Annotated in this window: 21 protein-coding genes and 2 tRNA genes; 12 read left to right on the top strand and 11 right to left on the bottom strand. The window is 70.1% G+C overall.

Annotation, left to right across the window (positions count from 1 at the left end):
* Positions 1-18: 18 nt before the first annotated feature.
* The 5 genes from ACWGJ5_RS30485 to ACWGJ5_RS30465 all read right to left on the bottom strand — a co-directional run bounded on the left by ACWGJ5_RS30485 (position 19) and on the right by ACWGJ5_RS30465 (position 5,505).
* Positions 19-1,350 carry an LLM class flavin-dependent oxidoreductase gene (locus tag ACWGJ5_RS30485; RefSeq protein ID WP_453312855.1) on the bottom strand — a complete coding sequence of 444 codons (1,332 nt, stop codon included), beginning with the start codon at positions 1,348-1,350 and terminating at the stop codon, positions 19-21.
* Between the two features lie 148 nt (positions 1,351-1,498).
* Entirely contained in the window at positions 1,499-2,233 is a 735-nt protein-coding gene (locus ACWGJ5_RS30480) for an ABC transporter ATP-binding protein (protein WP_453312854.1), read from the bottom strand.
* The gene (locus ACWGJ5_RS30475) at positions 2,209-3,060 is read right to left on the bottom strand and encodes an ABC transporter permease (protein WP_453312853.1); all 852 of its coding nucleotides are present in this window, start codon (positions 3,058-3,060) and stop codon (positions 2,209-2,211) included. Before ACWGJ5_RS30475 ends, ACWGJ5_RS30480 begins: the two co-directional genes overlap by 25 nt.
* Positions 3,057-4,100 (bottom strand): ABC transporter substrate-binding protein, encoded by a 1,044-nt coding sequence (locus ACWGJ5_RS30470; protein WP_453312852.1) that lies wholly within the window; start codon positions 4,098-4,100, stop codon positions 3,057-3,059. The genes ACWGJ5_RS30475 and ACWGJ5_RS30470 overlap by 4 nt, the downstream gene beginning before the upstream one ends.
* A 205-nt stretch (positions 4,101-4,305) precedes the next feature.
* On the bottom strand, positions 4,306-5,505 hold the full coding sequence (locus ACWGJ5_RS30465; protein ID WP_453312851.1) for an ROK family protein: 1,200 nt from the start codon (positions 5,503-5,505) through the stop codon (positions 4,306-4,308).
* 463 nt (positions 5,506-5,968) lie between these two features.
* Here ACWGJ5_RS30465 and ACWGJ5_RS30460 point away from each other — a divergent pair, with 463 nt between their 5' ends.
* Both ACWGJ5_RS30460 and ACWGJ5_RS30455 read left to right on the top strand, forming a co-directional pair.
* Entirely contained in the window at positions 5,969-6,550 is a 582-nt protein-coding gene (locus ACWGJ5_RS30460; protein WP_453312850.1) for a biotin transporter BioY, read from the top strand.
* Between the two features lie 116 nt (positions 6,551-6,666).
* Positions 6,667-6,816, top strand: coding sequence for a hypothetical protein (locus ACWGJ5_RS30455; protein ID WP_453312849.1), 150 nt, complete (start codon positions 6,667-6,669; stop codon positions 6,814-6,816).
* A 19-nt stretch (positions 6,817-6,835) separates the two neighbouring features.
* On the opposite strand, the gene ACWGJ5_RS30450 is transcribed toward ACWGJ5_RS30455, so the two are convergent.
* Positions 6,836-7,645, bottom strand: coding sequence for an Fpg/Nei family DNA glycosylase (locus tag ACWGJ5_RS30450; protein WP_453312848.1), 810 nt, complete (start codon positions 7,643-7,645; stop codon positions 6,836-6,838).
* A gap of 105 nt (positions 7,646-7,750) precedes the next feature.
* On the bottom strand, positions 7,751-8,236 hold the full coding sequence (locus ACWGJ5_RS30445; protein ID WP_453312847.1) for a ribose-5-phosphate isomerase: 486 nt from the start codon (positions 8,234-8,236) through the stop codon (positions 7,751-7,753).
* Positions 8,237-8,473: 237 nt separating this feature from the next.
* On the opposite strand from ACWGJ5_RS30445, the gene ACWGJ5_RS30440 reads away from it, so the two are divergent.
* A complete protein-coding gene (locus ACWGJ5_RS30440; protein ID WP_453312846.1) occupies positions 8,474-9,898 on the top strand; it encodes an amino acid permease in 1,425 nt (474 codons plus the stop codon).
* 84 nt (positions 9,899-9,982) lie between these two features.
* Here the strand turns inward: ACWGJ5_RS30440 and ACWGJ5_RS30435 are convergent, their stop codons facing one another.
* Entirely contained in the window at positions 9,983-11,224 is a 1,242-nt protein-coding gene (locus ACWGJ5_RS30435; protein ID WP_453312845.1) for a GNAT family N-acetyltransferase, read from the bottom strand.
* Between the two features lie 186 nt (positions 11,225-11,410).
* On the opposite strand from ACWGJ5_RS30435, the gene ACWGJ5_RS30430 reads away from it, so the two are divergent.
* Together ACWGJ5_RS30430 and ACWGJ5_RS30425 are read left to right on the top strand one after the other, a co-directional pair.
* Positions 11,411-12,583, top strand: coding sequence for a PP2C family protein-serine/threonine phosphatase (locus tag ACWGJ5_RS30430; RefSeq protein ID WP_453312844.1), 1,173 nt, complete (start codon positions 11,411-11,413; stop codon positions 12,581-12,583).
* Positions 12,584-12,693: 110 nt separating this feature from the next.
* Positions 12,694-13,155, top strand: a complete 462-nt coding sequence (locus ACWGJ5_RS30425; protein ID WP_453312843.1) for an HD domain-containing protein — start codon at positions 12,694-12,696, stop codon at positions 13,153-13,155.
* Here ACWGJ5_RS30425 and ACWGJ5_RS30420 read toward each other — a convergent pair.
* Positions 13,145-14,350 carry an acyltransferase family protein gene (locus ACWGJ5_RS30420; protein WP_453312842.1) on the bottom strand — a complete coding sequence of 402 codons (1,206 nt, stop codon included), beginning with the start codon at positions 14,348-14,350 and terminating at the stop codon, positions 13,145-13,147. The genes ACWGJ5_RS30425 and ACWGJ5_RS30420 overlap by 11 nt on opposite strands.
* A 417-nt stretch (positions 14,351-14,767) precedes the next feature.
* Here ACWGJ5_RS30420 and ACWGJ5_RS30415 point away from each other — a divergent pair, with 417 nt between their 5' ends.
* Entirely contained in the window at positions 14,768-14,962 is a 195-nt protein-coding gene (locus ACWGJ5_RS30415; protein ID WP_453312841.1) for a hypothetical protein, read from the top strand.
* A 1,062-nt stretch (positions 14,963-16,024) separates the two neighbouring features.
* Here ACWGJ5_RS30415 and ACWGJ5_RS30410 read toward each other — a convergent pair.
* Positions 16,025-16,095, bottom strand: a tRNA-Gly gene (locus ACWGJ5_RS30410).
* A gap of 206 nt (positions 16,096-16,301) precedes the next feature.
* Between ACWGJ5_RS30410 and ACWGJ5_RS30405 the strand changes: the two genes are divergently transcribed.
* From ACWGJ5_RS30405 to clpX, 5 genes are all read left to right on the top strand, one after another.
* Positions 16,302-16,378, top strand: a tRNA-Pro gene (locus ACWGJ5_RS30405).
* Between the two features lie 179 nt (positions 16,379-16,557).
* Positions 16,558-17,946: a trigger factor gene (tig, locus tag ACWGJ5_RS30400; protein ID WP_453312840.1), complete on the top strand. Its 1,389-nt coding sequence runs from the start codon at positions 16,558-16,560 to the stop codon at positions 17,944-17,946.
* Positions 17,947-18,267: 321 nt separating this feature from the next.
* Entirely contained in the window at positions 18,268-18,873 is a 606-nt protein-coding gene (locus tag ACWGJ5_RS30395) for an ATP-dependent Clp protease proteolytic subunit (protein ID WP_351615198.1), read from the top strand.
* Positions 18,874-18,942: 69 nt separating this feature from the next.
* On the top strand, positions 18,943-19,608 hold the full coding sequence (locus ACWGJ5_RS30390; RefSeq protein ID WP_453312839.1) for an ATP-dependent Clp protease proteolytic subunit: 666 nt from the start codon (positions 18,943-18,945) through the stop codon (positions 19,606-19,608).
* A 170-nt stretch (positions 19,609-19,778) separates the two neighbouring features.
* Positions 19,779-21,065: an ATP-dependent Clp protease ATP-binding subunit ClpX gene (gene clpX / locus ACWGJ5_RS30385; RefSeq protein WP_208900879.1), complete on the top strand. Its 1,287-nt coding sequence runs from the start codon at positions 19,779-19,781 to the stop codon at positions 21,063-21,065.
* Positions 21,066-21,512: 447 nt separating this feature from the next.
* On the opposite strand, the gene ACWGJ5_RS30380 is transcribed toward clpX, so the two are convergent.
* Positions 21,513-22,514 carry a hypothetical protein gene (locus ACWGJ5_RS30380; protein ID WP_453312838.1) on the bottom strand — a complete coding sequence of 334 codons (1,002 nt, stop codon included), beginning with the start codon at positions 22,512-22,514 and terminating at the stop codon, positions 21,513-21,515.
* Between the two features lie 136 nt (positions 22,515-22,650).
* Here ACWGJ5_RS30380 and ACWGJ5_RS30375 point away from each other — a divergent pair, with 136 nt between their 5' ends.
* Positions 22,651-25,275 carry a valine--tRNA ligase gene (locus ACWGJ5_RS30375; protein ID WP_453312837.1) on the top strand — a complete coding sequence of 875 codons (2,625 nt, stop codon included), beginning with the start codon at positions 22,651-22,653 and terminating at the stop codon, positions 25,273-25,275.
* The last annotated feature ends 62 nt before the right edge of the window (positions 25,276-25,337 follow it).

Below are 25,337 nucleotides of genomic sequence, written 5' to 3'. Positions count from 1 at the left end.
GGGTCCTTTCAGGTGGGGTCAGACGAGGGCTGCGGTGTGCTGGTTGGCGGGGCGGGGAAGGCCGTAGCGCTCCCGCAGGGTCCGGTGGGGGCCGTACTCGTGGCGGAACAGGCCGCGGGCGCGCAGGAGCGGTACGACGTGCTCGACGAAGGCGTCCAGGCCGGAGGGCAGCACGGCGGGCATGATGTTGAAGCCGTCGGCGGCGCCCTGGGTGAACCAGGTCTCGATCTGGTCGGCGACCTGCTCGGGCGTCCCGGCGAAGGTGAGGTGGCCGCGCCCGCCGCCGAGCCGGCCGATCAGCTGCCGGACGGTGAGCTTCTCGCGCCGGGCCAGCTCGACCACGAGCGTGTAGCGGCTCTTGGCCCCTTCGACGGCGGACTCGGGCGGCAGGCCGGCGGGCAGCGGGGCGTCCAACTCGAGGGTGCCCTGCGGGAGTTGCAGCAGGCTCTCCAGCCGGTCCACCCCGTGGTCGTACACGATGTGGTCCTCCAGGAGCTGCTCCGCCGCCCGCGCCTCCGCCTCCGTCGAGCCGAGGACGGGCACGATCCCGGGCAGCACCCTGATGTGCTCGGGGTCCCTTCCCGCCCGTGAGGTGCGGGACTTGAGGTCGGCGTAGAAGGCCTGGGCGTCGGTGAGGGTCTGCTGGGCGGTGAAGACGGCCTCCGCGTACCGGGCGGCGAAGGCCTTGCCGTCCTCGCTGGACCCCGCCTGCACCAGGAGCGGGTAGCCCTGGGGGGTGCGGGGCACGTTGAGGGCACCGGCCACGCTGAAGTACGTGCCCTGGTGCCGGGGCGGATGGATCTTGCTGTCGTCGCCCCAGACGCCGGCCGCCTTGTCGGCGACGATCGCGTCGTCCTCCCAGCTGTCCCACAGCTTCAGCGCCACATCGAGGAACTCGGCGGCGCGGGCGTACCGCTCGGCGTGCGCGGGCTCGGCATCGAGCCCGAAGTTCCGGGCGGCCTCGGCGCCGGCCGTGGTGACGATGTTCCAGCCGGCCCGCCCGCCGCTGATGATGTCCAGCGAGGCGAACTTGCGGGCCAGGTTGTACGGGGAGTTGTAGGACGTGGACGCGGTGGCGATCAGCCCGATGTGCTCGGTGGCCGTCGCCAGCGCCGTCAGCAGGGTGAGCGGTTCCAGGGCGCCGGCCGGGCGCTGGGCGAGGTTGCCCCACAGCTGGGGGCCGTCGGCGAGGAAGAGGGAGTCGAATGTGCCGCGCTCGGCGATCCGGGCGAGCCGGACATAGTGCTGAAGGTCGACGTGCGCGTACGGATCGCTCTCCGGAAGCCGCCAGGAGGCCTCGTGGTGGCCGGTGTTCATGAGGAATGCGTTGAGGTGGAGTTGCCGGGTCATGGGTGTCCTTCGCTACGGACAGGTGCGGGGGTCCTTCTGGGCGCTGGTCGGCTGAATCCAGCCCGTCCGGCGTTCGAGGCGGGGGCTGCTCAGGCCGAAGTGGGGTCCGGGGCGGCAGCCCCTGGCAGACGGTCACGACGGCCGACGGTCACCTGGTGTGTTCCGTGACGCCCAGCGCGGTCAGCAGTCGTGACCGGTACTCGCCCAGCACCGGCTCGCGGTAGGTGCGCGGGTGGGGGTGGTCGATGGCCAGATCGAGGGCGATGCGGCCCTGGTCCAGGACGAGGACGCGGTCGGCGAGCACGATCGCCTCGTCCACGTCATGGGTGACCAGCAGCACGGACGGGCGGTGGCGCTGCCACAGGTCGCGCAGCAGGTTGTGCATCTTGATCCGGGTGAGCGCGTCCAGTGCGCCGAACGGCTCGTCGGCCAGCAGGAGTTCGGGCTCGCGGACCAGGGAGCGGGCGAGCGCGGCCCGCTGCGCCTCGCCGCCGGACAGCTCGCCCGGCCAGGCCCGCTCGCGGCCCTTCAGCCCCACCTCGGCGAGGGCGGCCCGGCCGCGCTCCTCGGCGTCCTTGCCGTCGGTGCCGAGCAGGACGTTGTCCAGCACCCGGCGCCAGGGCAGCAGCCGGGAGTCCTGGAAGACGACCGAGACCCGCTCGGGGGCGCTGAGCCGCCCGCTGCCGGCGACCCCGTGGTCGAGTCCGGCCACCGCCCGCAGCAGCGTGGACTTGCCCGAGCCGCTGTGCCCGAGCAGGGCCGTGAACTGGCCGGCGGGCAGGTCGAGGTCGATGCCGTCGAGGACCGTACGGTCGTCGAACGACCGGGTCAGGCCCTGGATCCGGACGGCGGGGCGGGTCAGTTGCCCAGTGTGCGGCGCCATGACAGCACCCTCCGTTCGACGAGACGGACCGCGCTGTCGGAGACCAGGCCGAAGACGCCGTAGATCAGCAGACCGACCAGGATCACGTCGGTCTGGCCGTAGTTCTGCGCCTGGAACATCATGTAGCCGAGGCCGCTGGTGGCGTTGATCTGCTCCAGCACCACCAGGCCCAGCCAGGAGCCCGTCACACCGAGCCGGAGCCCCACGAAGAATCCGGGCAGTGCGCCGGGGACCACCACCTGGCGGATGAAGGTGAGCCGGGACAGGCCCTGCACCTCGGCGAGTTCGACGTACCGGCTGTCGATGCCGGCCAGTGCGGCATGCGTGTTCAGGTAGATCGGGATGTAGACGACGATCGCGATGACGGCGACCTTGAAGGTCTCGCCGATGCCCAGCCAGAGGATGAACAGCGGGATCAGGCCGAGCGTCGGGATCGCCCGGTTGAGCTGCACGGTCCCGTCGATCAGCGCCTCCCCGGTCCGGCTCAGCCCGGCGGCGAGCGCGAGCAGCACACCCGCGGCGAGCCCGATCGCGAAGCCGTACCCGGCCCGCTTCAGGGAGGTCAGGATGTCGGTGGTCAGGGTGCCGTCGGTCCACAGATGACCGGCGGTCCGCAGCACCGTCCAGGGTGCGGGGACCGCGCCGGGGTCGAGGGCTCCGGCGGCCGAGGCCGCCGCCCACAGGGCGAGCACCACCAACGGGCCGGTCAGGCGGGCGGCGGGCAGCCGGCGGCCGGGGGAGAGCCGCCTCCGCCTGCGGACCTGGGGGAGTTCCCCGGCCTCCGCCGCCGCCGCGACGGCGTTCGTCGTCGTGGTCACGGTGGTCATTTCCGGTACTCCTCGGGTACGGCCTTGGCGGCGATCGACTCGAAGCGGTGGTCGAAGAGCGAGGTGACGTCGAACTTCTTCACGAACCCGCCCTCGGCGAGCAGATCGGCCGTCTCCTGCTCCCACTTGATCGCCTCGGACCAACTGGGCGGAAAAAGTGGCTTGTTGGCGATCCTGCTGATGCCCCGCGCCTGCTCCAGGGTCAGGTTCTGCGTCTTGACGTAGAACTCCTCGTTCCACACGTCCGGGTGCTCGTACTGCCACACCTGGCCCTGCGCCCACTGCGGGATGTAGGCGGCGATCGCGGCGGCCTTCGCCGGGTCGTTGAGCACGGACTGCGGGGCCCACAGCAGGTTGAGCAGGTCGACGACGTCGGTGGGGATGGTGCGCGCGCCCTTGGACTCGTACTGCTTCAGATAGGCGGGCGCCTGGCTGTTGGCGAGCGGGGCCACGTCGACCTGTCCGGACTGCAGGGCCGTCAGGAACTGGTTGCTGGTCAGCGGGACCAGCTTCACGTCGTCGTATTTCAGGCCCGCCTGCTTCAGCGCCCGCAGCAGGACGACACCCTGCGCCTGGCCCTGCGAGAACGCGAGCCGCTTGCCCTTGACGTCGTCGACGGTGTGGATGTCGCTGCCGGGCTTGGTGGCGAAGACGTAGTTGGGCTTGCGGGTGAGGTCGATCGCCACGATCTTGGCGTCGAAGCCCTGGTAGTGCGCCTGGATCGGCGGGACACCGGCGTTGTTGGACAGGTCCAGGGACCCCGCGCGGAAGGCGTTGATGACATCCGGACCGGCGCCGATGTTCACCCAACTCGACACCGTGAACGGCAGCTTGGGGAGTTTCGCCAGCCGGAACTGCAGCTGCTGGACGTTCTGGTACGAGGCGATCCGCAGGCTGGTGCCGGCCGGGACCTTGTCGGCGAGCGGCTTGGTGGCCGCGCCACTGGTGTCGGCGGACGCGTCGCCCTTGGCGCAGCCGCTGAGGCCCGCCACGGCGGCGGACGCGCCCAGCAGGGAGGTGAGAAAGACACGACGGTGCATGGGAGTACTCCCCGGAGGAAAGGAGGGGGAAGGCAGACGGAATTCCGGAGCGAGAAGCCGGAGAAAAAAGAGCGCAAGGAGCCGGAAACGCGCGCTTCACGCGCGGCAATGTGTCAGCAACAAAGGGTGCGACAGCTGGTAAGCAGGCTCATGACCAGGATGTTCCTGTCTTCCACTGATCCTGTCAACATTCGGAGTTTCTGAATTAAATACCCTCAGGTGACAGGCCCAGTGGATCCCGGAACAGCACATCGAGAGCCACCGAAGCACCCGCCACCGCCAGCACGGAATCCGGGAAACTCGTCGGCAGCACGGCCGCCGCACGGCTTTCTCCGACCGCTTCCCGCAGTGCGCCGAGGCAGTCCTCGAAGTGGATGATCCCCACCTCGGTCACCACGACCGTCTCCGGATTGAGCACGTCCAGCAGCAGCCCGGCCGCCCGTCCGGTCGTCCGGGCCCGCTCGACGAGCAGCCGCCGCGCCATCGCGTTCCCGGCCGCCGCCGCGGTCACCACATGCATCGGATTGCCCGAGTCGATCACTCCGGCTGCGCGGGCCCGCCGGCACAACGTCCGCTCGCTCAGCTCGACCTGCAGGCAGCCGGTACGGCCGCACGGGCAGGGCTCGGTGCCGCCCGGTACCGGCAGGTGTGCGATCGCCCCGGCCGCCGAACGCGGGCCGTGGTGCACCTCGTCGTTGGTGGCGAAGGCCGCGTCGACCACATTGCCCACGAACAGATGCAGCACGCTCCGGCTGCCCCGGGCCCGCCCGAACAGCCGCTCCCCGTGCACCAACGCCCGTGCGTGCCCGTCGACTTGGACCGGCAGGCCGGTGCGGGCGCCGAGCAGCTCCCGCACCGGCACCTCGCGCCAGCCCAGCAGTTCGTGCTCGACCACGGTGCCCGTCTCCCGGTCCACCCAGCCGCCGACGGCCACCCCGACTCCAAGCGGCCGGCGGCCCGGCACCCCGGCGAGCAGCCCCGCGAGGCCCTCGGCGGCCCGCGCCAGCACCCGGCCCGGATCGGTCCGTTCGTGCTTCAGCTCGCGCCGGGCCACCAGTCGGCCGCGCAGATCCAGCAGCGCGACCGTCGTGTACGGCACGGCCACATGCACCCCGCCGACCAGGAAGCCCGTGTCGTCCAGGTCGACGGGGACATGCGGCCGGCCGACCCCGTTCGAGCGGCGGGGCGCGGCGGACTCGCGGATCAGGCCGAGCTCGGTGAGCCGGGCGCAGTGCTCGGTGACCGACGCGGGCGACAGCCCGGTCAGCCGGGCGACGGTGCTGCGCGCCACCGGCCCGTGCTCCAGCACGGACCGCAGCACGACACTGGCGCTGGTGCGCCGCCGGTCACTGTCGGCGGCACGCGGAACGGGCGAGCCGAGGGTGGATACCGCGGTACGGGGCATGGGGAACCGTCCTGAAGGAAACGGGGCCGACACGTCTCGGAGTTCGAAGGGTTCGAAACAGAGGCGTGCCCGGCGGTCCGCCCCTACCCCGGGCGGCGACAGGTGGCCGTGCCCTGACGTCGCAGGTCGACATAGCGACGCGAGGTGAAGTACCGGGCCTGGGCAACCATGCGGTCGAAGCTAGCAAAACGCCCCCGCGCTGCCCAGACGGCGACCGACGGGCGAGACGGTCCCCCGCGGGGCTTTGGCGGGACCCTACAGAGGAGCCGTCAGATGGTGAAGTACCGCAGGCCACTCCACCTCAGTGACCGGTATCACGTCGAATCCGGTGTAGCGCACACCATTTGTGTGAAGCCCACCAACGTGCTGCTCCAGCCTTTGTCGACCGGAGACGGTGATCGGCGCGAGCGGCGCGGTATAGCGTCACGGTGTTCCCACCTGCCCACTCACCCGCGGAGTCCCCATGAGCACCGCCACCGCCACCGCTCGTCCCGGCGCAGTCCTCGCCGACCTGCTGCCTGCGTCCCGCGTCCGTGACGCGGCCCTCGTCGTAGGCGGCGCCGTGCTCACCGGCCTCGCGGCCCAGGTGGCGATCCCGGTGCCCGGCACCCCGGTGCCGGTGACCGGCCAGACCTTCGCCGCGCTGCTCGTCGGCACCGCGCTCGGCGCCCGCCGCGGCTTCCTCTCCCTCGCCCTGTACGCGCTCGCCGGTGTCGCGGGCGTGCCGTGGTTCGCGGACGGCTCCTCCGGCGCGGCCTCGGTCTCCTTCGGCTACATCCTCGGCATGCTCCTCGCCTCGGCGGCCGTCGGCGCCCTGGCCCGGCGCGGCGCCGACCGCTCGCCGCTGCGCATGGCCGGCACGATGCTCCTCGGCGAGGCGGTCATCTACGCCGTCGGCGTGCCCTACCTGGCCGTCGCCGGCCACCTGTCCCTCTCCCAGGCCGTCGCGCTCGGACTCACCCCCTTCCTGATCGGCGACGCCCTCAAGGCCGCCCTGGCGATGGGCGCGCTGCCCACCGCCTGGAAGTTCGCGAACAAGCGCTAGCGCCTGTGCACTGACGCCGTGGTCGCTGCGGAAGAGGTTCGCCCGGTCGTAGACCTCCTTGACCCGGGCGAGCCTCTTTCGCGTCTGCGGAGGCGAAGTTGAGGGACCGTCCGAGGATGTCCGCGGCCGGCAGCGTGAACGCCGCGTCGAGCACGGCCCGCGCCCGCGCCCGCCTCCCCGACCGTCAGCAGCCGCACCAGGAACGGCCCTTCGCGCTACGGCACCGTGTCCGGCGCCGGCAGGGCGGGCGCGCCGCCCGGACGTGACGAGCAGCCCGCGCACTTTTCACGGTTTCTGGCAGGTGGGGCACCAGAAGAGGTTGCGGTTGGCGAGGCCGGCGGTGCGGACCTCGTCGCCGCAGACGTGGCAGGGCAGGGTGGCGCGGCGGTAGACGTAGACCTCGCCGCCGTGGTCGTCCACGCGGGGCGGCCGGCCCATGGCCTCCGGGGTGTGCTCGGACCGCACCGTGTCGATCCTGTTGTTCCGCACCCCTTCGTGCATCAGCTCCACGAGGTCCGCCCAGAGGGCGTCCCACTCGGCCGGGGTGATGTCCTTGCCCGCCCGGTACGGGTCGACGCCGTGCCGGAACAGGACCTCGGCACGGTAGACGTTGCCGACGCCGGCGACGATCTTCTGGTCCATCAGGAGCGCCGCGATCGTCGTACGGCTGCGGGAGATCCTGCGGTACGCCGCGTCCGGGTCGGCGTCCTCGCGGAGCGGGTCGGGACCGAGGCGGTCGTGCACGGCCCGCTTCTCTCCGTCGGTGATCAGCGCGCAGGTGGTGGGGCCACGGAGGTCGACGTACGCCGTGTCGTTCGCGAGCCGGAGCCGGACGGTGTCGGTCGGCGGGGGTGCGGGGGCCCCGCCGAAGGTGACCTTGCCGAACAAGCCGAGGTGGATGTGGACCCAGTCGCTGTCCCGGAAGCGGAGGAAGAGGTGCTTGCCGTGGGCTTCGGTGGCCGTCAGTTCGGCCCGGTCCAGCAGGGCCGCGGCGTCGGAGAACTTGCCCTGGGGGCTGGTGACACGCGGGGCGCTCTCGAGGAACCGCTCGGCACAGTCCTGGGCCAGCCGATGAATGGTGTGCCCTTCCGGCAAGGCGGGGTGTCCTTTCCTTCCTTCCGCCCACCCGGCTCGGCGGGCCGACGGCCGACTGGCCCAGGCGGGCACATGGGGGTCCGGGGGCGGAGCCCCCAGGGGGCCCTAGCTCTGCGGGTGGTGGGCCGGGATCGGCGGGAGGTCGCCCGTCGTCTCGTACGCCGACAGCATGTCGATCCGCCGGATGTGACGCTCGTCATCGGAGAACGGCGTGTTGAGGAAGACCTCGACGAACTTCGTCGCCTCCTCCGTGCTGTGCATGCGTGCACCCACCGCCACCACGTTGGCGTTGTTGTGCTGCCGGCCGAGCGCCGCCGTCTCCTCGCTCCAGGCCAGCGCCGCCCGCACGCCCTTCACCTTGTTCGCGGCGATCTGCTCCCCGTTGCCGGAGCCGCCGATCACGATGCCGAGGGCGTCGGCGTCCGCCGCCGTACGCTCGGCCGCCCGGAGGCAGAAGGGCGGGTAGTCGTCCTGGGCGTCGTAGATGTGCGGCCCGCAGTCGACGGGCTCGTGACCCGCCGCCTTGAGCCACTCGACGAGGTGGTTCTTGAGTTCGTAGCCAGCATGGTCGGAGCCGAGATACACGCGCATGCCATGAGTGTGACACGCCCCATGGTGGGCAGCAGCCTCGGGTGGCGGCCCCCCGCCGGGTGTCGAGGAACACCCCGCCAGGCTTTCCAAAATGTGAGCCGGACCATAGAACCTCAAGAGAACCTCAAGTAACGATACGGATTCAGAGGTTCCCGAATCCGTTCGCCTCGGATTCACTGGACCGACTCGTACACCGCTCGTACGACATGCTCCGCCTGGCGTAAAGGAAATCCGTCCATGACCCCTGGTTCGGGCCTTCAAGCAGGACTCAAGAACCGCCACCTGACGATGATCGCGATCGGTGGTGTCATCGGAGCCGGCCTCTTCGTCGGTTCCAGCTCCGGTATCGCTACCGCGGGACCGGGCATCCTCCTTTCGTACGCGCTCGTCGGCACCCTCGTCGTCCTCGTGATGCGGATGCTCGGCGAGATGTCCGCCGCCAACCCCACCTCCGGCTCCTTCTCCGCGCACGCCGACCGTGCCCTCGGCCGCTGGGCCGGGTTCTCCATCGGCTGGCTCTACTGGTTCTTCTGGGTCGTCGTGCTGGCCGTCGAGGCCACCGCCGGCGCCAAGATCCTCTCGGGCTGGGTCCCGGGCGTGCCGCAGTGGGGCTGGGCCCTCATCGTGATGACCGTGCTGACCGCGACCAACCTGGTCTCCGTCGGCTCCTACGGCGAGTTCGAGTTCTGGTTCGCCGGCATCAAGGTCGTGGCGATCGGCGCGTTCATCGCCGTCGGCCTGCTGGCCATCTTCGGCGTGCTGCCGGGGGTGCACGCCGACAAGGCGTCCTTCGGCAACCTGACGAACCACGGCGGCTTCCTGCCGCACGGTCCCGGCACCATCCTCACCGGTGTGCTGCTGGTCGTCTTCTCCTTCATGGGCAGCGAGATCGCGACGCTCGCGGCCGGCGAGTCGGAGGACCCGCAGCGCGCGGTCACCAAGTCCACCAACAGCATCATCTGGCGTATCGGCGTGTTCTACCTGGGCTCGATCCTGGTCGTGGTCTCGCTGCTGCCGTGGAACGACCCGTCCATCGCCGAACAGGGCTCCTACGTAGCCGCGCTGAACTCGCTCGGCATCCCCAACGCCGGTCAGATCATGAACGTCATCATCCTGACCTCGGTGCTGTCCTGCCTCAACTCCGGCCTGTACACGGCCTCCCGCATGGCTTTCTCGCTCGGCCAGCGCGGTGACGCCCCGAAGGCGTTCGCCCGCACCACCTCGCGCGGTGTGCCGATGGCGGCGATCCTGGCCTCGGTCGTCTTCGGTTTCGTGGCGGTCTTCTTCAACTACGCCTACCCGGACACCGTCTTCCTCTTCCTGGTCAACTCCAGTGGCGCGGTCGCCCTGTTCGTGTGGCTGGTCATCTGCTTCTCGCAGCTGCGGATGCGCAGGATCATCCAGCGGGAGGCGCCGGAGAAGCTCGTCGTGAGGATGTGGCTGTACCCGTACCTGACCTGGGCGACGGCCTTCTTCATCATCGGCGTCCTCGGCTACATGCTGACCGACACCAAGGGCGCGAGCAGCGGCCGTACGACCGTGCTGCTGTCGGTGGCGGTCGCGGCAATCGTGGTGATCATCGCCCTGGTGAAGCAGAAGGTCACGGCGGGCCGCCCGGCCCCCGCCGTCGAGGCCCCGGCCGACAAGGTGTCCGTGGGCTGACCGGCCTCCTCCTCGACCACAACGACGTACGGCCCGGTGAAGGCGTCCTTCACCGTGCCGTACGTCGTTGCAGGGGCGGCGTCTCTAGAAGCCGTGCGGCAGCCACGGGGCCACCGGTGAGCCGAACGCCACCGACGCCTCCGTCAGCGCCCCCGGCCGCAGCTCCCGCACCCGCCCGGCGGCCGCGAGCGACAGCAGCGTCACGCCGCCGAGATAGGACGCGCCCAGCTCCCGCACGGACAGGGAGAGGTCGGCGGTGTCGGACGTACGCTCGCAGGACGCGCCCTTGGCGTCGCCCGTCAGCCGCCAACGCCCCGCGTTCCACGGGCAGAAGGCGTCCTCCACCTCCAGCACGACATCGACCGGCGCCACATACGTGCGCGCCGACAGCGCCGTACCGACGTCGACGAGACGGACGTACGCGTCGTCCTTCAGACGCGGCCGGCAGCGGCGGGTGTCCGAGACCAGGTACCGCCAGGCGTCGTCGACCGGGCGGGAGCCCACCGACAGCGTCGTCATCAGGTCGATGCCGAACAGGAACCGCCACAGCGCCGCCTCGGTGACGGGATCGAGCGCGGCCAGGTCCTTCAGGCGCACCGTGCCGTCGTGCCCGCTCTCGCCCCAGCCGATCTTGGTGCTGAAGCGGACGTACCCCGTCACCTCGCCGTCCCGTTCGGCCACCACGCACTGCAGCGCCGACGCCCCGCCCCGCCGGCTCTCGGGGTCGAGGAGACCGGCCCGCGCCCAGCCGGGCCGCCGGGCCAGCATCCCGGGCCGCAGCGGCACCAGCGCCGCGTAGACCGCCTCGCAGGCGTCCAGGACGTCGGCGGGCGCCGAGTAGCGCAGCCGTACGTGCTCCACGCCGGGCGGCAGGGACAGCGTCACCCGGCTCGTGTCGATCTCGGCTGCCGTACGGAAGGTGGCGGCGCCGTACCCGAAGCGGCCGTAGATCGCGGGCTCGGACGCGGTGAGTACCGCGAGCGGCTCGCCCAGCGCCCGTACGTCCTCCAGCTGCCGGCGCATCATCGAGGTCAGCACCCCGCGCCGCCGGTGGGTGGCCGCCACGCTCACCGTGGCCACCCCGGCCGCCGGGACCGCGGCCCCGCCCGGCACGGTCATCCGGAAGCTGAACGCCCCCGTCGTACCGACGATCCGGTCCCCGTCCCATGCGGCCAGGGAACGGTCGAACTCGGTGAGGGACTTGTCCAGTTCGCGTTCCTCGGACGGTACCGCCTGGGCACCGAAGGCGCGGTACAGGACGTCGTACCACCGGTCCCAGTCGGACTCGCGCAGCACCCTCAACTCGGTTTCCCGGTCAGTCCCCATGCGCCATGCGTACCAGGGCCTTGCGGGACGAGCCAGCGAATTTCTCCCGGACGGCGGCGCGACGGCCTCGCGTGCCGTTCACTGTGAGGACGAACCGACGACGAAGCGCGAAGTCGAGCCCCGCACGGGGGACAAGTGGGACCTCCCGTGCCAAGCAGCCGGTCCGATGGATAGGGTCCCGAACTAATGGCAGCAGGACGAGAGCGGCGCGCGAAGGCCGAGACGTTCACGGCCCGGTTGAAGATGCAGTGGCACCGGGCCCGCACCGGCCTGCGCAGAAGCGCCGTGGACTACTTCCGCGGCGACGGCTCCGACTGGATCGCGTTCGCCGGACTGCTGCTCACCATCCCCGTCCTCATGGGCATGACCCTGGGCGACTCGGTGTGGTGTTCCCCGGCCACCCTGGTGCTGCCGATCATCGCCGGCGGCCTGCTGCTGCGCCCGGCGAGCCTGCTCGGCCTGTACGCGGCGGCGGCCACCGCGCTGATCGTGGAGTCGGTGCGGCTCGGGCCGTACACCGAGGGGCCCTCGCGGGTCACTCCCGGTGTGGTGCTGGTGGTGGCCGCGTGCGGATTCTTCGGCCTGCTCACGGCCCAGTTCCGCAGCAGGGTCGGCGTGCCGTGGCGGCGCGGCGGCACCATGCTGTTCGACCTGCGCGAGCGGATCCGGGTGCAGAGCAAGCTGCCGAAGCTGCCGCAGGGCTGGCACCACGAGATGGCGCTGCGGCCGGCCGGCGGTCAGTCCTTCTCCGGGGACTTCGTCGTCGCGGCCCGCACGAACGGCGGCCGCACGCTGGAGGCCGTGCTCACGGACGTGTCCGGCAAGGGCATGGACGCCGGATCGCGCGCCCTGCTGCTGTCGGGGGCCTTCGGGGGCCTCCTGGGCTCCCTTCCCCCGCACGCCTTCATGCCCGCCGCGAACGGCTACCTCCTCCGCCAGGACTGGGACGAGGGCTTCGCCACCTCCATCCACCTCGTCCTGGACCTCGACTCCGGCGACTACGAGCTGTACTCCGCCGGGCACCCGCCGGGGCTGCAGCTGAGCGCGGGCAGCGGACGCTGGGAGGAGAAGACGGCCGAGGGCCCGCTCCTCGGTGTGTACGACGGCGCCCAGTTCGACCCCGTGAAGGGCTCGCTGCGCCCCGGTGACGTGTTGATGCTGTTCACGGACGGTTTGGTGGAAACCTCCGACCGCGACATCGTCGAGGGCATCGACCGGCTCACCGGCGAGGCCGACCGCTATGTCGCCGGCGGCTTCCACGGCGCCGCCTGGCACCTCATCGAGGCGGTCGCGAAGGACGTCAACGACGACCGGGCGCTGCTCCTGATCTGCCGCCGGCCGGCGCCGCTGATCGGCTGACCCGCTCAGCCGTCGACTCGCTGTGGACCAGCCGGCTCGCCAGGCCGGCGGCTCGTTGCCCCGCTCACCCGGCACTCCCGGCGTTCTCGGCGGCACGGCACACTGGGCCGATGACACAGCTCACGCTCGCCGAGGTCGAGGCCGTCGCCCGCACCGCCCACGAGGGCCGGACCGACAAGGCGGGACGGCCGTACGCCGAACATCTCGCCGCCGTCGCCGCCGGTGTGCGTGCCCGGGGCGGGGACGCGGAACAGATAGCGGCGGCCTGGCTGCACGACGCCGTCGAGGACGACGCGCTCACCCGTCAGTGGCTCGAACAGGCGGCCCTGAGCGCCCGCACCAAGGCCATCGTGGACGCCCTCACCAAGCGGCCCGGGGAGGAGCCGGAGGCGTACGCGCGGCGGATCCTCGCCACGGACGGCGCGCGGCTGGTGAAGGAGGCCGACCTGGCGCACAACGCCGACCCGGCGCGGCTGGCGGTCCTGGCCGAGCCGACCCGGGGACGGCTGACCGCCAAGTACGCCCGGATGCGCGCCCTCCTCGGTCTGCCGGAGCCGGGCCCTACGCGCTGACCTTCTCGCGCTCGTGTTCCTTCCGCTGCCGTTCCCGGGCGAGTTCGACCGGGTCCTGCTTGAACGCCCACTCCATCTTCGGCTCCATCGCGAACCGGAAGACGCGCTGCACGGGCTTGGTGCACAGCACGGTGACCACGGTGGCCGCGAGGACGGTCACGAAGATCTCGCCGAGCGGGGTGTGCAGCCAGGCGTGGTCGAACCAGCCGTTGTACTCGCCGGCCTTCCTCAGGAAGCCGTGCAGCAGGTAGCCGTAGAGCGTGCCCGAGCCGATCGCCGTGAACCAGGTGTTCCGGCCCGGTACCCAGGACAGGAAGCAGGCGGTCAGCAGCACCGCGCAGCCGAACATCGCCAGCGTCATGACCGGACCGGTCCACCAGGGCGCGCCCAGCCCCGGCGCCGAGTCACGGCGGTAGAACCACGCGGCGTTCATCCGTGGCGCCGCCCACCAGCCGACGAGCAGCGCGGTCGCGAACACCGGCACCGACAGGATCCGCACCGAGCGGCGGCGCACCAGCCGGAAGTGCTCGGGTTTCAGGGACACGCCGAGCACGAAGTACGGCAGGAACTGCAGGAGGCGCTGCATGTTCAGGACGTCACCGATGTGCGAGGCGACGGTCGCCAGCATGGCGACGACGAGGGCGAGCGGCACCGGCCACCGCACCAGCTTCCAGATCGGCGTGGTCAGCCGCCAGACGAACAGCGCGCACAGGAACCAGGTCAGGTAGAAGGGGTAGACGAGGCTGATGTCCTGACCGGGGTTGTGGTTGAAGTAGCGCTCGAAGAGCGAGTAGGCCGTCTCGAAGACGACGTACGGCACGGCGACGCCGGTGATCAGCCGCTTGAGCCGGACCGGGCTCAGGTCGAAGTTGCGGGAGAAGTAGCCCGAGATGAGGACGAAGGCCGGCATGTGGAAGGTGTACACGACGTCGTACACGCCCTGGAGGACGCGGCTGTCGCTCTTCAACGGCTCCCATGAGTGCCCCACCGCCACGAGCACGATCGCCAGGTACTTGGCGTTGTCGAAGAACGCGTCGCGCTGCCGGCCGTCGCGCTGTTCGCCGGATCTGTCCGCCTTCGCCGGCCCCTTCCGGGCGCTCGACGGGGTACGCGGACCGGGCACTGCGCCCGCCGGCGACTGTGCCGGGGGGAGCGGCCTGCGGTTCTGGCCGGGGGACGAGGCGGCGTCAAACATCTCAGGCACCCTAGCGTCGTCTGCGGGATTTCGTAAAACCCCGGCAATCATTCCTGGTTAACACCTTTGGATAGCCGCTGATATCCCACCACGGGTCGTCAGTTCACCCCGGATGTCCAGATTCTTCCCGACTAAATGGGGCATATTGCACCTCTGCGCCATCAATTCACCATCAATTCGAATCAGGTGCGCACGAGATGTGTGCAGAGAGAAACGAAGTCGCTTAATTCTCGGGGGAGTCACGTGCGGGAGGCTGCCGAATTCCCGAGCGGCGGGTCGCCCGCGCCCGGTTCGGTGTCCGACGTTGTGTCACGGGTCGCATGAGGCGGCAGTGTTGGTGGCACGATGGTTCTGGCGGGGGTGCGCGGGCCGTACCTCCGGGCCGGGAGAGCGGACCGACCGAGGGTGTGATCAGTTGTGGCTATTTCACTGTCTGTGGTGCTGCTGTTGGCGATCATCCTTGTAGTGCTCCTGAGAGGGGGGAACATCAAGGCGGGCCCCGCGATCGTCGCGGTCCTCTTCGGTTTCTTCCTCGCCTCGACCGGCATGGCCCCGTCCATCGACCGCTTCCTGAACTCGATAGCGGACTCGATCAACTCGATCAGGTTCTGACCGGGGCGGGCCCGAGCCGGGACGCGCTGAACAACTTCAGAGTCGAGCAACTCCACACAACGGGGGAGTACGGCGATGGCACCGCGCGCCCCGGACCGGGCGGCGATCGGCGGCTACCGCATCGAGGACGCGTCTGACCCGGATGCGGGCCTGGTCGTCGTCGGCGCACCGGCCGTGGACGCCCTCGACCGCGAGCCGGCGACCGGAGCCGGAACGGGCGAAGGCCACCGCCGCACGCCGGGCCTGCGGCGCTTTGGCGGCCCCCGTGGCGGAGCCGGGCCGGCGGCACCTTCACAGCCCCGTGGTGGCGCGGACGCCGACGCCCCGCGCCCCTGGATGGCCGCCCTCGACAGCCCCGGCGAGGATGCCGGCACCCCCCCTCGGCTCTCGGCTCTCGGCTCTCGGCTTCGCCCGAGCCGGGGGACCCGGGCCCCCGTCGCCACCACGTCCCGCTGCCCCCGGACCGGCTGCGTGAAGCCGCCACCGGCCTCGCCGACGCCCTGGGCGACCTGCAGCGCGCAGAAGTGCCCACGGGGCCTGAAACCGGCCGACGTCATGGCCGCCGAGGCCGTACCCAGACCATCCGGGACGGCGGTACCGCCCGCTCGAGCGAAGCCGCGAGCGGGGGAGCACCCCGCCCTTCATGTCCCCCGAGCGGTTCACCTGCGTGCGGCCGCCCGGTGCGGCCCCCTCGACGGCGTGAGCGCCTGGGAGACGGTGACTCGGGGCGTCGACCCGAGGCCCCCTCGACGAGCTCCTGTACGTCCTGCGCGGGGTCCGGCTCGCGAACCGGGACCCGCGGCGGAGACCGATCCCGCCCCCCCCGCGGAGGCGGTACGACGGCACCGGCACCGGTGGCGGCCCGCCGCCGTCGCGACGGCCGCGGCGCCTGCCGCACCTGGCGGCCCCGCCCGTCACCGCGATCGCCGGGCGTGGCGACGGTCCCGGCGCCGACTTCCCCACCAGCGCTGCAGCCGGCCCGGCCGGGCCTCTGAACACGCCAGGGGCCCGGCCCCGCCGAAGCGGAACCGAGCCCCTGGGCTGGTCATGGCGACCGATCGGAGCGGGCGACGGGAATCGAACCCGCGTAGCTAGTTTGGAAGACTAGGGCTCTACCATTGAGCTACGCCCGCAACAGTGCGCCGCAGGTCGGTGACCTCGGCACTGGAGGCATCGTAGCGGGTCGCCCGCCGCCGAGGCCAACGAGTTGATCCCGGAAGCCCCGCGCGCGCCGCACGCGATCCCTCGCGCCCCCACGCCGGAGCCCTCCGTGCGTACCGCCTCGGAGAATGCGGCCGACGTGACCGGCCAGGGCATGTACCCTACGTGTCGCACCAGACGGGGTGTGGCGCAGCTTGGTAGCGCGTCCGCTTTGGGAGCGGAAGGCCGTGGGTTCAAATCCCGCCACCCCGACCACCCTGCTCACGACGTCGTGATGATCGTCTTTTGGGGCGCTGACCGGCTGCGGTTACTATGCAAGCTGCGCGCCCGTGTGTCCCGGCCCACTCGGCCTACGAACTCCTCCGGGCGGCGAATCCGCCGGACCAGTCTGGCTCCGGCAGAATCCAAGAAGTCAGCCACAAGGAGACCGAACCGTGAAGAGCGCCGTGGAGACCCTGAACCCGACCCGGGTTCGGCTCACTGTCGAGGTGCCCTTCGAGGAGCTCAAGGACAGCCTCGACGCGGCGTACAAGAAGATCAACCAGCAGGTCACGGTGAAGGGCTTCCGCAAGGGCAAGATCCCCGCCCGGGTCATCGACCAGCGGTTCGGTCGTGGCGCCGTGCTGGAGGAGGCCGTCAACGACGCGCTTCCGAAGTTCTACACCGAGGCGGTCAACGAGGCCGAGCTCAGCCCGCTGGGCCAGCCCGAGGTCGACATCACCGAGCTGAAGGACGGCGAGACGCTGAACTTCACCGCCGAGGTCGACATCCGCCCGGCCCTGGAGATCCCGGACTACTCCGGCATCGAGGTCGAGGTCGACGCCGTCGAGGTCACCGACGAGGACGTCGAGAAGTCGGTCGAGCAGCTGCGCGAGCGCTTCGCCTCCACCTCCCCGGTCGAGCGCGCCGCCGAGGACGGCGACGTCGTCACCATCGACCTGGAGGCCAAGGTCGACGGCGAGGTCCTCGAGGACGGCATCGCCAACGGCGTCTCCTACACCATCGGCTCCGGCGAGCTGCTCGACGGCATCGACGACGCCGTCAAGGGCCTGTCCGCCGGCGAGGAGGCCACCTTCACCTCCGAGCTGAAGGGCGGCTCGGCCGCGGGCAAGGAGGCCGAGGTCGCCGTCAAGGTCACCCAGGTCGCCGCCCGTGAACTGCCCGAGCTGGACGACGAGTTCGCGCAGCTCGCCTCCGAGTTCGACACCCTGGACGAGCTCAAGGCCGACAGCCGCAAGCGCCTCGCGAACATGAAGCAGTTCGACCAGGCCACCCAGGCCCAGGAGCGCGTCCTGGAGAAGCTCCTCGAGCTGGTCGAGGTCCCGGTCCCCGAGAAGCTGCTCGAGGACGAGATCAACACCCGCAAGCACAACCTGGAGCACCACCAGCTCGGCCAGATGGGTCTGACCCTCGACAAGTACCTGGAGATCCAGGGCAAGACCGCCGAGGAGTTCGACACCGAGACCCGCGACGCCGCGGTCAAGGGCATCAAGACCCAGTTCGTCCTGGACGAGCTGGTCAAGAAGGAGCAGCTCAACGTCAACCAGGAGGAGCTCACCGAGCACCTCATGCGGCGCGCCGCCTCCTCCGGCATGTCCCCCGACCAGTTCGCCCAGGCCGTCGTCGAGGGCGGCCAGGTGCCGCTCCTGGTCGGCGAGGTCGCCCGCGGCAAGGCCCTGGCCGTCGTGGTCGAGGCCGCCACGGTGAAGGACACCAACGGCGAGATCGTCGACCTGGACGACGAGGAGGAGACCGAGGCCGCCGTCGAGACGGTCGAGGCCGCCGAGGCGTCGGAGACCTCCGAGGAGAACGCCGAGGGCTGACCGGCCCTACGGCGCCTGTAAGGCACGTACAGCGGGCCCTGGGGACTTTCCCCGGGGCCCGTTTGCCGTACCGGGGGCGCGTGCCCGCTCAAGGGGCGCGGGGAACTGCGCGACAAGCCCCCACGCACTCGCGGCCCGGCGACAACCGCACTACCCTCCACGATCCGCACCCGGCTCCCGGCGCAGCCGCTACGCCCCCGGCGAACACCACCATCTCCGGGATTCCCCGAAGGGACCCTCGCGTTAGGGTCCATGAAAGGCAGAACAATGAGACGGCCCGGCGCCGTCGCAAGACGAGCAGGTGGATACGTGACGAATCTGATGCCCTCCGCCGCCGGCGAGCCTTCCATCGGTGGTGGCCTCGGCGACCAGGTCTACAACCGGCTGCTCGGCGAGCGGATCATCTTCCTCGGCCAGCAGGTTGACGACGACATCGCCAACAAGATCACCGCACAGCTGCTGCTCCTCGCCGCCGATCCGGACAAGGACATCTACCTCTACATCAACAGCCCCGGCGGCTCGGTGACGGCCGGCATGGCGATCTACGACACCATGCAGTACATCCCGAACGACGTGGTCACGATCGGCATGGGCATGGCGGCCTCGATGGGCCAGTTCCTGCTCACCGGCGGCACCGCGGGCAAGCGCTTCGCCCTGCCGCACACCGACATCATGATGCACCAGGGCTCCGCGGGCCTGGGCGGTACGGTCTCGGACATCAAGATCCAGGCCCAGTACCTGCTGCGCACGAAGAAGACCATGTCCGAGCTGACCGCGCTGCACTCCGGCCAGTCCGTCGAGACGATCATCCGCGACGGCGACCGCGACCGCTGGTTCACCCCGGAAGAGGCCAAGGAGTACGGTCTCATTGACGAGATCATCACGCACGCCTCGGGTGTTCCGGGAGGCGGCGGCACCGGTGCCTGACCGGCCCGGCCGCGCCAAGCACCGCCACGACCCCAGCCCCCAGAACGCCACCAGGACGGTGAACACCCCATGAGCAACTTCCCCGGCGCCGCCAGCGGCATGTACGAAGGGCCCCGCCCCGACAGCCGCTACGTCATCCCGCGCTTCGTCGAGCGCACCTCCCAGGGCATCCGCGAGTACGACCCGTACGCGAAGCTCTTCGAGGAGCGCGTGATCTTCCTGGGCGTCCAGATCGACGACGCCTCCGCCAACGACGTCATGGCGCAGCTGCTGTGCCTGGAGTCGATGGACCCGGACCGGGACATCTCGATCTACATCAACAGCCCCGGTGGCGACATGACCGCCCTGACGGCGATCTACGACACGATGCAGTTCGTGAAGCCCGACATCCAGACGGTCTGCATGGGCCAGGCGGCCTCCGCGGCGGCCATCCTGCTCGCCGCCGGTACGCCCGGCAAGCGCATGGCCCTGCCGAACTCGCGCGTGCTGATCCACCAGCCGGCGGGCTCCACCGGCCGCGGTCAGCTCTCCGACCTGGAGATCATCGCCAACGAGTTCACCCGGATGCGTGAGCAGCTGGAGGACATGCTGGCCAAGCACTCGAACCAGCCGATCGAGAAGATCCGCGAGGACATCGAGCGCGACAAGATCCTCACGGCCGAGGAGGCGCTGCAGTACGGCCTCGTCGACCAGATCATCTCGACCCGCAAGCTGAACAACGCCTCCGTCCGCTGAGACGGAACGGCATACTCTGGGCCCTTCTTGGCAGGGTCCGCGTCAAAGTGAACCCTGCCAAGGGGGGCCCGAACACGGGGCCCGGCAAGGTACCGTCGACATAAGGCAGCACCAGGAGCCGCTGGACTCGAAAGCGTCCGGGCGTCTCCCAGGCGAAGGGGAAGCACACCGTGGCACGCATCGGTGACGGCGGCGATCTGCTCAAGTGCTCGTTCTGCGGCAAGAGCCAGAAGCAGGTCAAGAAGCTCATCGCAGGGCCCGGTGTGTACATCTGCGACGAGTGCATCGATCTCTGCAACGAGATCATCGAGGAAGAGCTCGCGGAGACCAGCGAGGTGCGCTGGGAGGAGCTGCCCAAGCCCCGCGAGATCTACGAGTTCCTCGAGGGCTATGTGGTCGGCCAGGAGGCGGCGAAGAAGGCCCTCTCCGTCGCGGTGTACAACCACTACAAGCGGGTCCAGGCGGGAGAGAACGGCGGCCCGGGCGGCCGTGACGACGCCATCGAGCTGGCGAAGTCCAACATCCTCCTGCTGGGCCCCACGGGCTCCGGCAAGACCCTCCTCGCGCAGACCCTGGCGCGCATGCTGAACGTGCCGTTCGCGATCGCCGACGCCACGGCGCTCACGGAGGCCGGCTATGTCGGCGAGGACGTGGAGAACATCCTCCTGAAACTGATCCAGGCGGCGGACTACGACGTCAAGAAGGCCGAAACCGGGATCATCTACATCGACGAGATCGACAAGGTGGCGAGGAAGAGCGAGAACCCCTCGATCACCCGTGACGTCTCGGGCGAGGGCGTCCAGCAGGCGTTGCTGAAGATCCTCGAAGGCACCACGGCCTCCGTCCCGCCGCAGGGCGGCCGCAAGCACCCCCACCAGGAGTTCATCCAGATCGACACGACGAACGTCCTGTTCATCGTGGGCGGCGCCTTCGCCGGCCTGGAGAAGATCATCGAGGCCCGCGCGGGCGCGAAGGGCATCGGCTTCGGCGCGACGATCCTCTCCAAGCGCGAGCTGGAGGCCAAGGACGTCTTCGAGGACGTCATGCCGGAGGACCTGGTCAAGTTCGGCATGATCCCGGAGTTCATCGGCCGCCTCCCGGTCATCACCTCGGTCCACAACCTGGACCGCGAAGCGCTCCTCAAGATCCTGGTGGAACCCCGCAACGCCCTGGTCAAGCAGTACCAGCGGCTCTTCGAACTCGACGGCGTGGAGCTGGACTTCGAGCGTGAGGCCCTGGAGGCCATCGCCGACCAGGCCATCCTCCGCCAGACCGGCGCCCGTGGCCTGCGCGCCATCATGGAGGAAGTCCTCCAGGGCGTCATGTACGAGGTCCCGTCCCGCAAGGACGTCGCCCGCGTGGTCATCACGGCTGACGTGGTCCTGTCCAACGTCAACCCGACGCTGATCCCGCGGGATGCGCGGGGGCGGGGGTCCGGGGAGCAGAAGTCGGCGTAGGCAGCACGTGCGAAGGCGCCCGGCAAGGCTGCTGGGCGCCTTCGCCGCTGCCGGGCCCCGTCAGTTCTCGCCGATCTGCGAAGGAGATCACGCCAGGCTCATCAGCCACCGTGGTGTCATGCGCGAGCTTTGCTCGTGGCAGCAGCCGCAGGGGTCCTGCCGTTGGCTGCGGCCACACCTGCGAGCGCCAAGACCCCTGCGGAGTGCGCGCGTTGTCCGGCGGGCGAGGGCTACAACGCGGGGCCGAGGGTGCGAGCGGCGTGCCAGTACGCCGGACAACCGGCAACCCGGGCCGTCTGCTGTCGCGGCCTTCTCGCCATACGCGTGAAGGAAGCGCATGCCGCTGAAGCCCGTCGCGAACTCTGACGACTCTTCATCGTCTGCGAGATGTGCGGAAGGGGCCCTGGTCAACCGACCAGGGCCCCTTCCGCTGTCGGGCGTACGGCCTCAGGCCTTGACGCGGATCTCCGCGCGCAGCTTCTTGGTCAGGTCGACCGCCAGGTCCTTGGTGGTGCCCGTCGTGTGGTTACCGGGCGACACCATGGCGAGGGTGCTGTAGTCGGCCCAGGCGCAGAACCAGTTGGTCTGCTGCTGCTGGGTGAGCAGGTCGGTGCCCTTGGCTGCCTGGCACTTCATGACCGCGCCGTCGATGTCGACCGACTCGGGTGCGCCGATGAACTGGGTCTTGCTCGAAGAACCGCTGGACGAGTCGTTCTTCTGGGAGCTCTTGTTGACCTCCGCGAAGAACGCGTCAAGGGCTTTCTTCGGATCGGCGACCTTGCCGTAGGCGCCGACGACGGTCAGGCCCTTGGCCGTCAGGAGCTCGGTCTTGCTCGGCGCGGTGGAGGGGTCCTCCGGGTTGTAATGGCTGAGATCGGCCGTCGAGTACGCGGCGAAGACGGCCGTGCCGTTCTGCACGCCGCTCTTCTGCAGGTCCTTCACGGTGTCCGAATTGCTGTCGGTGGTCTCGCCGTCCTTGGTCGCCCGGTTGTACTGGCCGAGCACCTTCGCCGGCGTCGTCAGCTTGTGGGGACCGTCGTCGGTGAGCCCGGACGCCCCGCTTCCGCCGATGACGAAGTACACCCCGACACCGATGGCCGCCACCACGGCCACCGCCCCGATGATCAGCCCGGTCTTCTTCTTGCTTCCGCCCGGAGCCGGCGGCTGGGGCACGCCGTAGGGGGCCTGGCCGTACGGGGGCTGCTGGCCGTACGGGTTCTGCGGCGGCACGCCCTGCTGCGGGTAGCCGTAACCCGGCTGCGGCGGGACGGGAGGCGCCTGCTGGGGGTAGCCGTAGCCGGGCTGCGGGGCCTGCGGCGGCTGCTGGCCATAGGGGCCCGGCTGGCCGTAGGGGCCCGGCTGGCCGTACGGTCCAGGCTGCCCCTGCTGGCCGTACGGACCCGGCTGCTGGGGCGGCCCGCCGTACGGGCCCGGCTGGTTGTTGCTCATCTCTGGGTTCCCCTCCAGATGCTTATGTGTTTTGACATCCTGGACCAGTGACGGGAAACGCACGGCACCGGGGGGCGCACCGTTACAGAACAAACGCGTTTCAGGACCACCCCGTAACACCTCTAAACTGACCCCCGTGACCGAGAACGCTCAGCAGCAGCCACCCGCGCCCGACTCCGAACTGCCGACCCAGTACGCGCCGGCCGATGTAGAGGGCCCGCTGTACGAGCGCTGGGTAGAGCGCGGTTACTTCGAGGCGGACGCCAAGAGCGACAAGCCGCCGTACACCATCGTCATCCCGCCGCCGAACGTCACGGGCAGCCTGCACCTCGGGCATGCCTTCGAGCACACCCTCATCGACGCCCTCACCCGCCGTAAGCGCATGCAGGGCTACGAGACGCTGTGGCAGCCCGGCATGGACCACGCCGGTATCGCCACGCAGAACGTCGTCGAGCGCGAGCTGGGGAAGGAAGGAAAGTCCCGGCACGACCTCGGGCGTGAGGCGTTCGTCGAGCGCGTCTGGCAGTGGAAGGCCGAGTCCGGCGGCCAGATCAGCGGCCAGATGCGGCGCCTCGGCGACGGCGTCGCCTGGTCGCGTGAGCGGTTCACCATGGACGAGGGCCTGTCCCAGGCCGTCCAGACCATCTTCAAGCGCCTCTACGACGACGAGCTGATCTACCGCGCCGAGCGCATCATCAACTGGTGTCCCCGGTGTCTGACCGCGATCTCCGACATCGAGGTCGAGTACCAGGACGACGACGGCGAGCTCGTCTCCATGAAGTACGGCGACGGGGACGACACCATCGTCGTCGCCACCACCCGTGCCGAGACGATGCTCGGTGACACCGCCGTCGCCGTCCACCCCGACGACGAGCGGTACAGGCACCTCGTCGGCAAGCTCATCAAGCTTCCGCTGACCGACCGTTCCATCCCGGTCGTCGCGGACACCCACGTCGACCCCGAGTTCGGCACCGGCGCCGTCAAGGTCACCCCGGCCCACGACCCGAACGACTTCGAGATCGGCCAGCGGCACGACCTGCCGTCCATCACGGTCATGGACGAGCACGCCGTCATCACCGCCCACGGCCCCTTCCAGGGGCTGGACCGGCTCGAGGCCCGCTCGGCGATCGTCGCCGCGCTGCGCGCCGAGGGCCGGATCGTCGCCGAGAAGCGGCCGTACGTCCACTCCGTCGGCCACTGCTCGCGCTGCAAGACCACCATCGAGCCGCGCCTGTCGATGCAGTGGTGGGTCAAGGTCGGCCCGCTGGCGAAGGCCGCCGGCGACGCCGTCCGGGACGGCCGCGTCAAGATCCATCCGCAGGAAATGGAGAAGCGGTACTTCGACTGGGTCGACAACCTCCACGACTGGTGCATCTCACGGCAGTTGTGGTGGGGTCACCGGATCCCCGTCTGGTACGGCCCGGACGGCGAGGTCGTCTGCGTCGGCCCGGACGAGGAACCCCCGACCGGCGAGGGCTGGCACCAGGACACCGACGTCCTCGACACCTGGTTCTCCTCCGGCCTGTGGCCGTTCTCCACCCTCGGCTGGCCCGAACAGACCGAGTCGCTCGCGAAGTTCTACCCGAACTCCGTCCTGGTCACCGGCTACGACATCCTCTTCTTCTGGGTCGCCCGGATGATGATGTTCGGCCTGTACGCGATGGACGGCACCCCGCCGTTCCACACCATCGCCCTGCACGGCATGGTCCGCGACCAGTTCGGCAAGAAGATGTCGAAGTCCTTCGGCAACGCGGTCAACCCGCTGGACTGGATGGACAAGTACGGCAGCGACGCGCTCAGGTTCACCCTGGCCCGTGGCGCGAACCCCGGTGTCGACGTCCCGATCGGCGAGGACTGGGTCCAGGGCTCGCGCAACTTCGCCAACAAGATCTGGAACGCCACCCGTTTCGCCCTGATGAACGGCGCGACGGTGGAGGGCGAGCTGCCGGACCCGGCGAAGATGTCGGCGACCGACCGCTGGATCCTCTCCCGCCTGAACTCGGTCGTGGCCGAAGTCGACGCCCACTACGACGACTTCCAGTTCGCCAAGCTGTCCGACACCCTCTTCCACTTCGCGTGGGACGAGGTCTTCGACTGGTACGTCGAGCTGTCCAAGACGGTCTTCCAGGCGGGCGGCGAGCCGGCCGAGGTCAGCAAGCGCGTCCTGGGCGAGGTCCTCGACGTCACCCTGAAGCTGCTGCACCCGGTGGTCCCGTTCGTGACCGAGACCCTCTGGACCACTCTCACCGGCGGCGAGTCCGTCGTCATCGCCGAGTGGCCCAAGGACAGCGGCTTCCGCGACGCCGGCGCCGAGCGGGAGATCGAGACCCTCCAGTCGGTCATCACCGAGGTCCGCCGCTTCCGCGCCGACCAGGGCCTGCAGCCGGGCCAGCGCGTCCCGGCCCGCCTGACGCTCGACGGTACGGACCTCGCCCCGCACGAGGCCGCCATCCGCCAGCTCCTGCGCCTCCAGCCGGAGGGCGACTCCTTCACGGCGACCGCCACCCTCCCGGTCTCCGGCGCCGAGGTCGCGCTCGACCTCTCCGGCACGATCGACGTGGCCGCCGAGCGCAAGCGCCTCGCCAAGGACCTGGCCGCCGCCGAGAAGGAGAAGTCGCAGGCCACGGCCAAGCTCGGCAACGAGGCCTTCCTCGCGAAGGCCCCGGACCAGGTGGTGGACAAGATCCGCACGCGCCTGTCCAAGGCCGAGGAGGACATCGCCCGCATCACGGCCCAGCTGGAGAAGCTGCCGCAGGCGTAAGCAGTCCTACGCGACTGAAGGCCCCCGGTGCGTTCGAGGCACCGGGGGCCTTCAGCGCCCTC

It is taken from the genome of Streptomyces sp. NPDC054783 (assembly GCF_053611725.1).
This window is presented reverse-complemented; position numbering and strand designations above follow the sequence as displayed.

Excerpts from the sequence above, each read along its gene's own strand:
- ACWGJ5_RS30460 (WP_453312850.1), top strand. The coding sequence starts at position 5,969 with ATGAGCACCGCCACCGCCACCGCTCGTCCCGGCGCAGTCCTCGCCGAC.
- ACWGJ5_RS30440 (WP_453312846.1), top strand. The coding sequence starts at position 8,474 with ATGACCCCTGGTTCGGGCCTTCAAGCAGGACTCAAGAACCGCCACCTG.
- ACWGJ5_RS30465 (WP_453312851.1), bottom strand. The coding sequence starts at position 5,505 with ATGCCCCGTACCGCGGTATCCACCCTCGGCTCGCCCGTTCCGCGTGCC.
- ACWGJ5_RS30380 (WP_453312838.1), bottom strand. The coding sequence starts at position 22,514 with ATGAGCAACAACCAGCCGGGCCCGTACGGCGGGCCGCCCCAGCAGCCG.
- ACWGJ5_RS30480 (WP_453312854.1), bottom strand. The coding sequence starts at position 2,233 with ATGGCGCCGCACACTGGGCAACTGACCCGCCCCGCCGTCCGGATCCAG.
- ACWGJ5_RS30455 (WP_453312849.1), top strand. The coding sequence starts at position 6,667 with ATGTCCGCGGCCGGCAGCGTGAACGCCGCGTCGAGCACGGCCCGCGCC.
- ACWGJ5_RS30420 (WP_453312842.1), bottom strand. The coding sequence starts at position 14,350 with ATGTTTGACGCCGCCTCGTCCCCCGGCCAGAACCGCAGGCCGCTCCCC.
- ACWGJ5_RS30390 (WP_453312839.1), top strand. The coding sequence starts at position 18,943 with ATGAGCAACTTCCCCGGCGCCGCCAGCGGCATGTACGAAGGGCCCCGC.
- ACWGJ5_RS30470 (WP_453312852.1), bottom strand. The coding sequence starts at position 4,100 with ATGCACCGTCGTGTCTTTCTCACCTCCCTGCTGGGCGCGTCCGCCGCC.
- ACWGJ5_RS30475 (WP_453312853.1), bottom strand. The coding sequence starts at position 3,060 with ATGACCACCGTGACCACGACGACGAACGCCGTCGCGGCGGCGGCGGAG.
- ACWGJ5_RS30445 (WP_453312847.1), bottom strand. The coding sequence starts at position 8,236 with ATGCGCGTGTATCTCGGCTCCGACCATGCTGGCTACGAACTCAAGAAC.
- ACWGJ5_RS30430 (WP_453312844.1), top strand. The coding sequence starts at position 11,411 with ATGGCAGCAGGACGAGAGCGGCGCGCGAAGGCCGAGACGTTCACGGCC.
- ACWGJ5_RS30435 (WP_453312845.1), bottom strand. The coding sequence starts at position 11,224 with ATGGGGACTGACCGGGAAACCGAGTTGAGGGTGCTGCGCGAGTCCGAC.
- ACWGJ5_RS30425 (WP_453312843.1), top strand. The coding sequence starts at position 12,694 with ATGACACAGCTCACGCTCGCCGAGGTCGAGGCCGTCGCCCGCACCGCC.
- ACWGJ5_RS30485 (WP_453312855.1), bottom strand. The coding sequence starts at position 1,350 with ATGACCCGGCAACTCCACCTCAACGCATTCCTCATGAACACCGGCCAC.
- ACWGJ5_RS30395 (WP_351615198.1), top strand. The coding sequence starts at position 18,268 with ATGCCCTCCGCCGCCGGCGAGCCTTCCATCGGTGGTGGCCTCGGCGAC.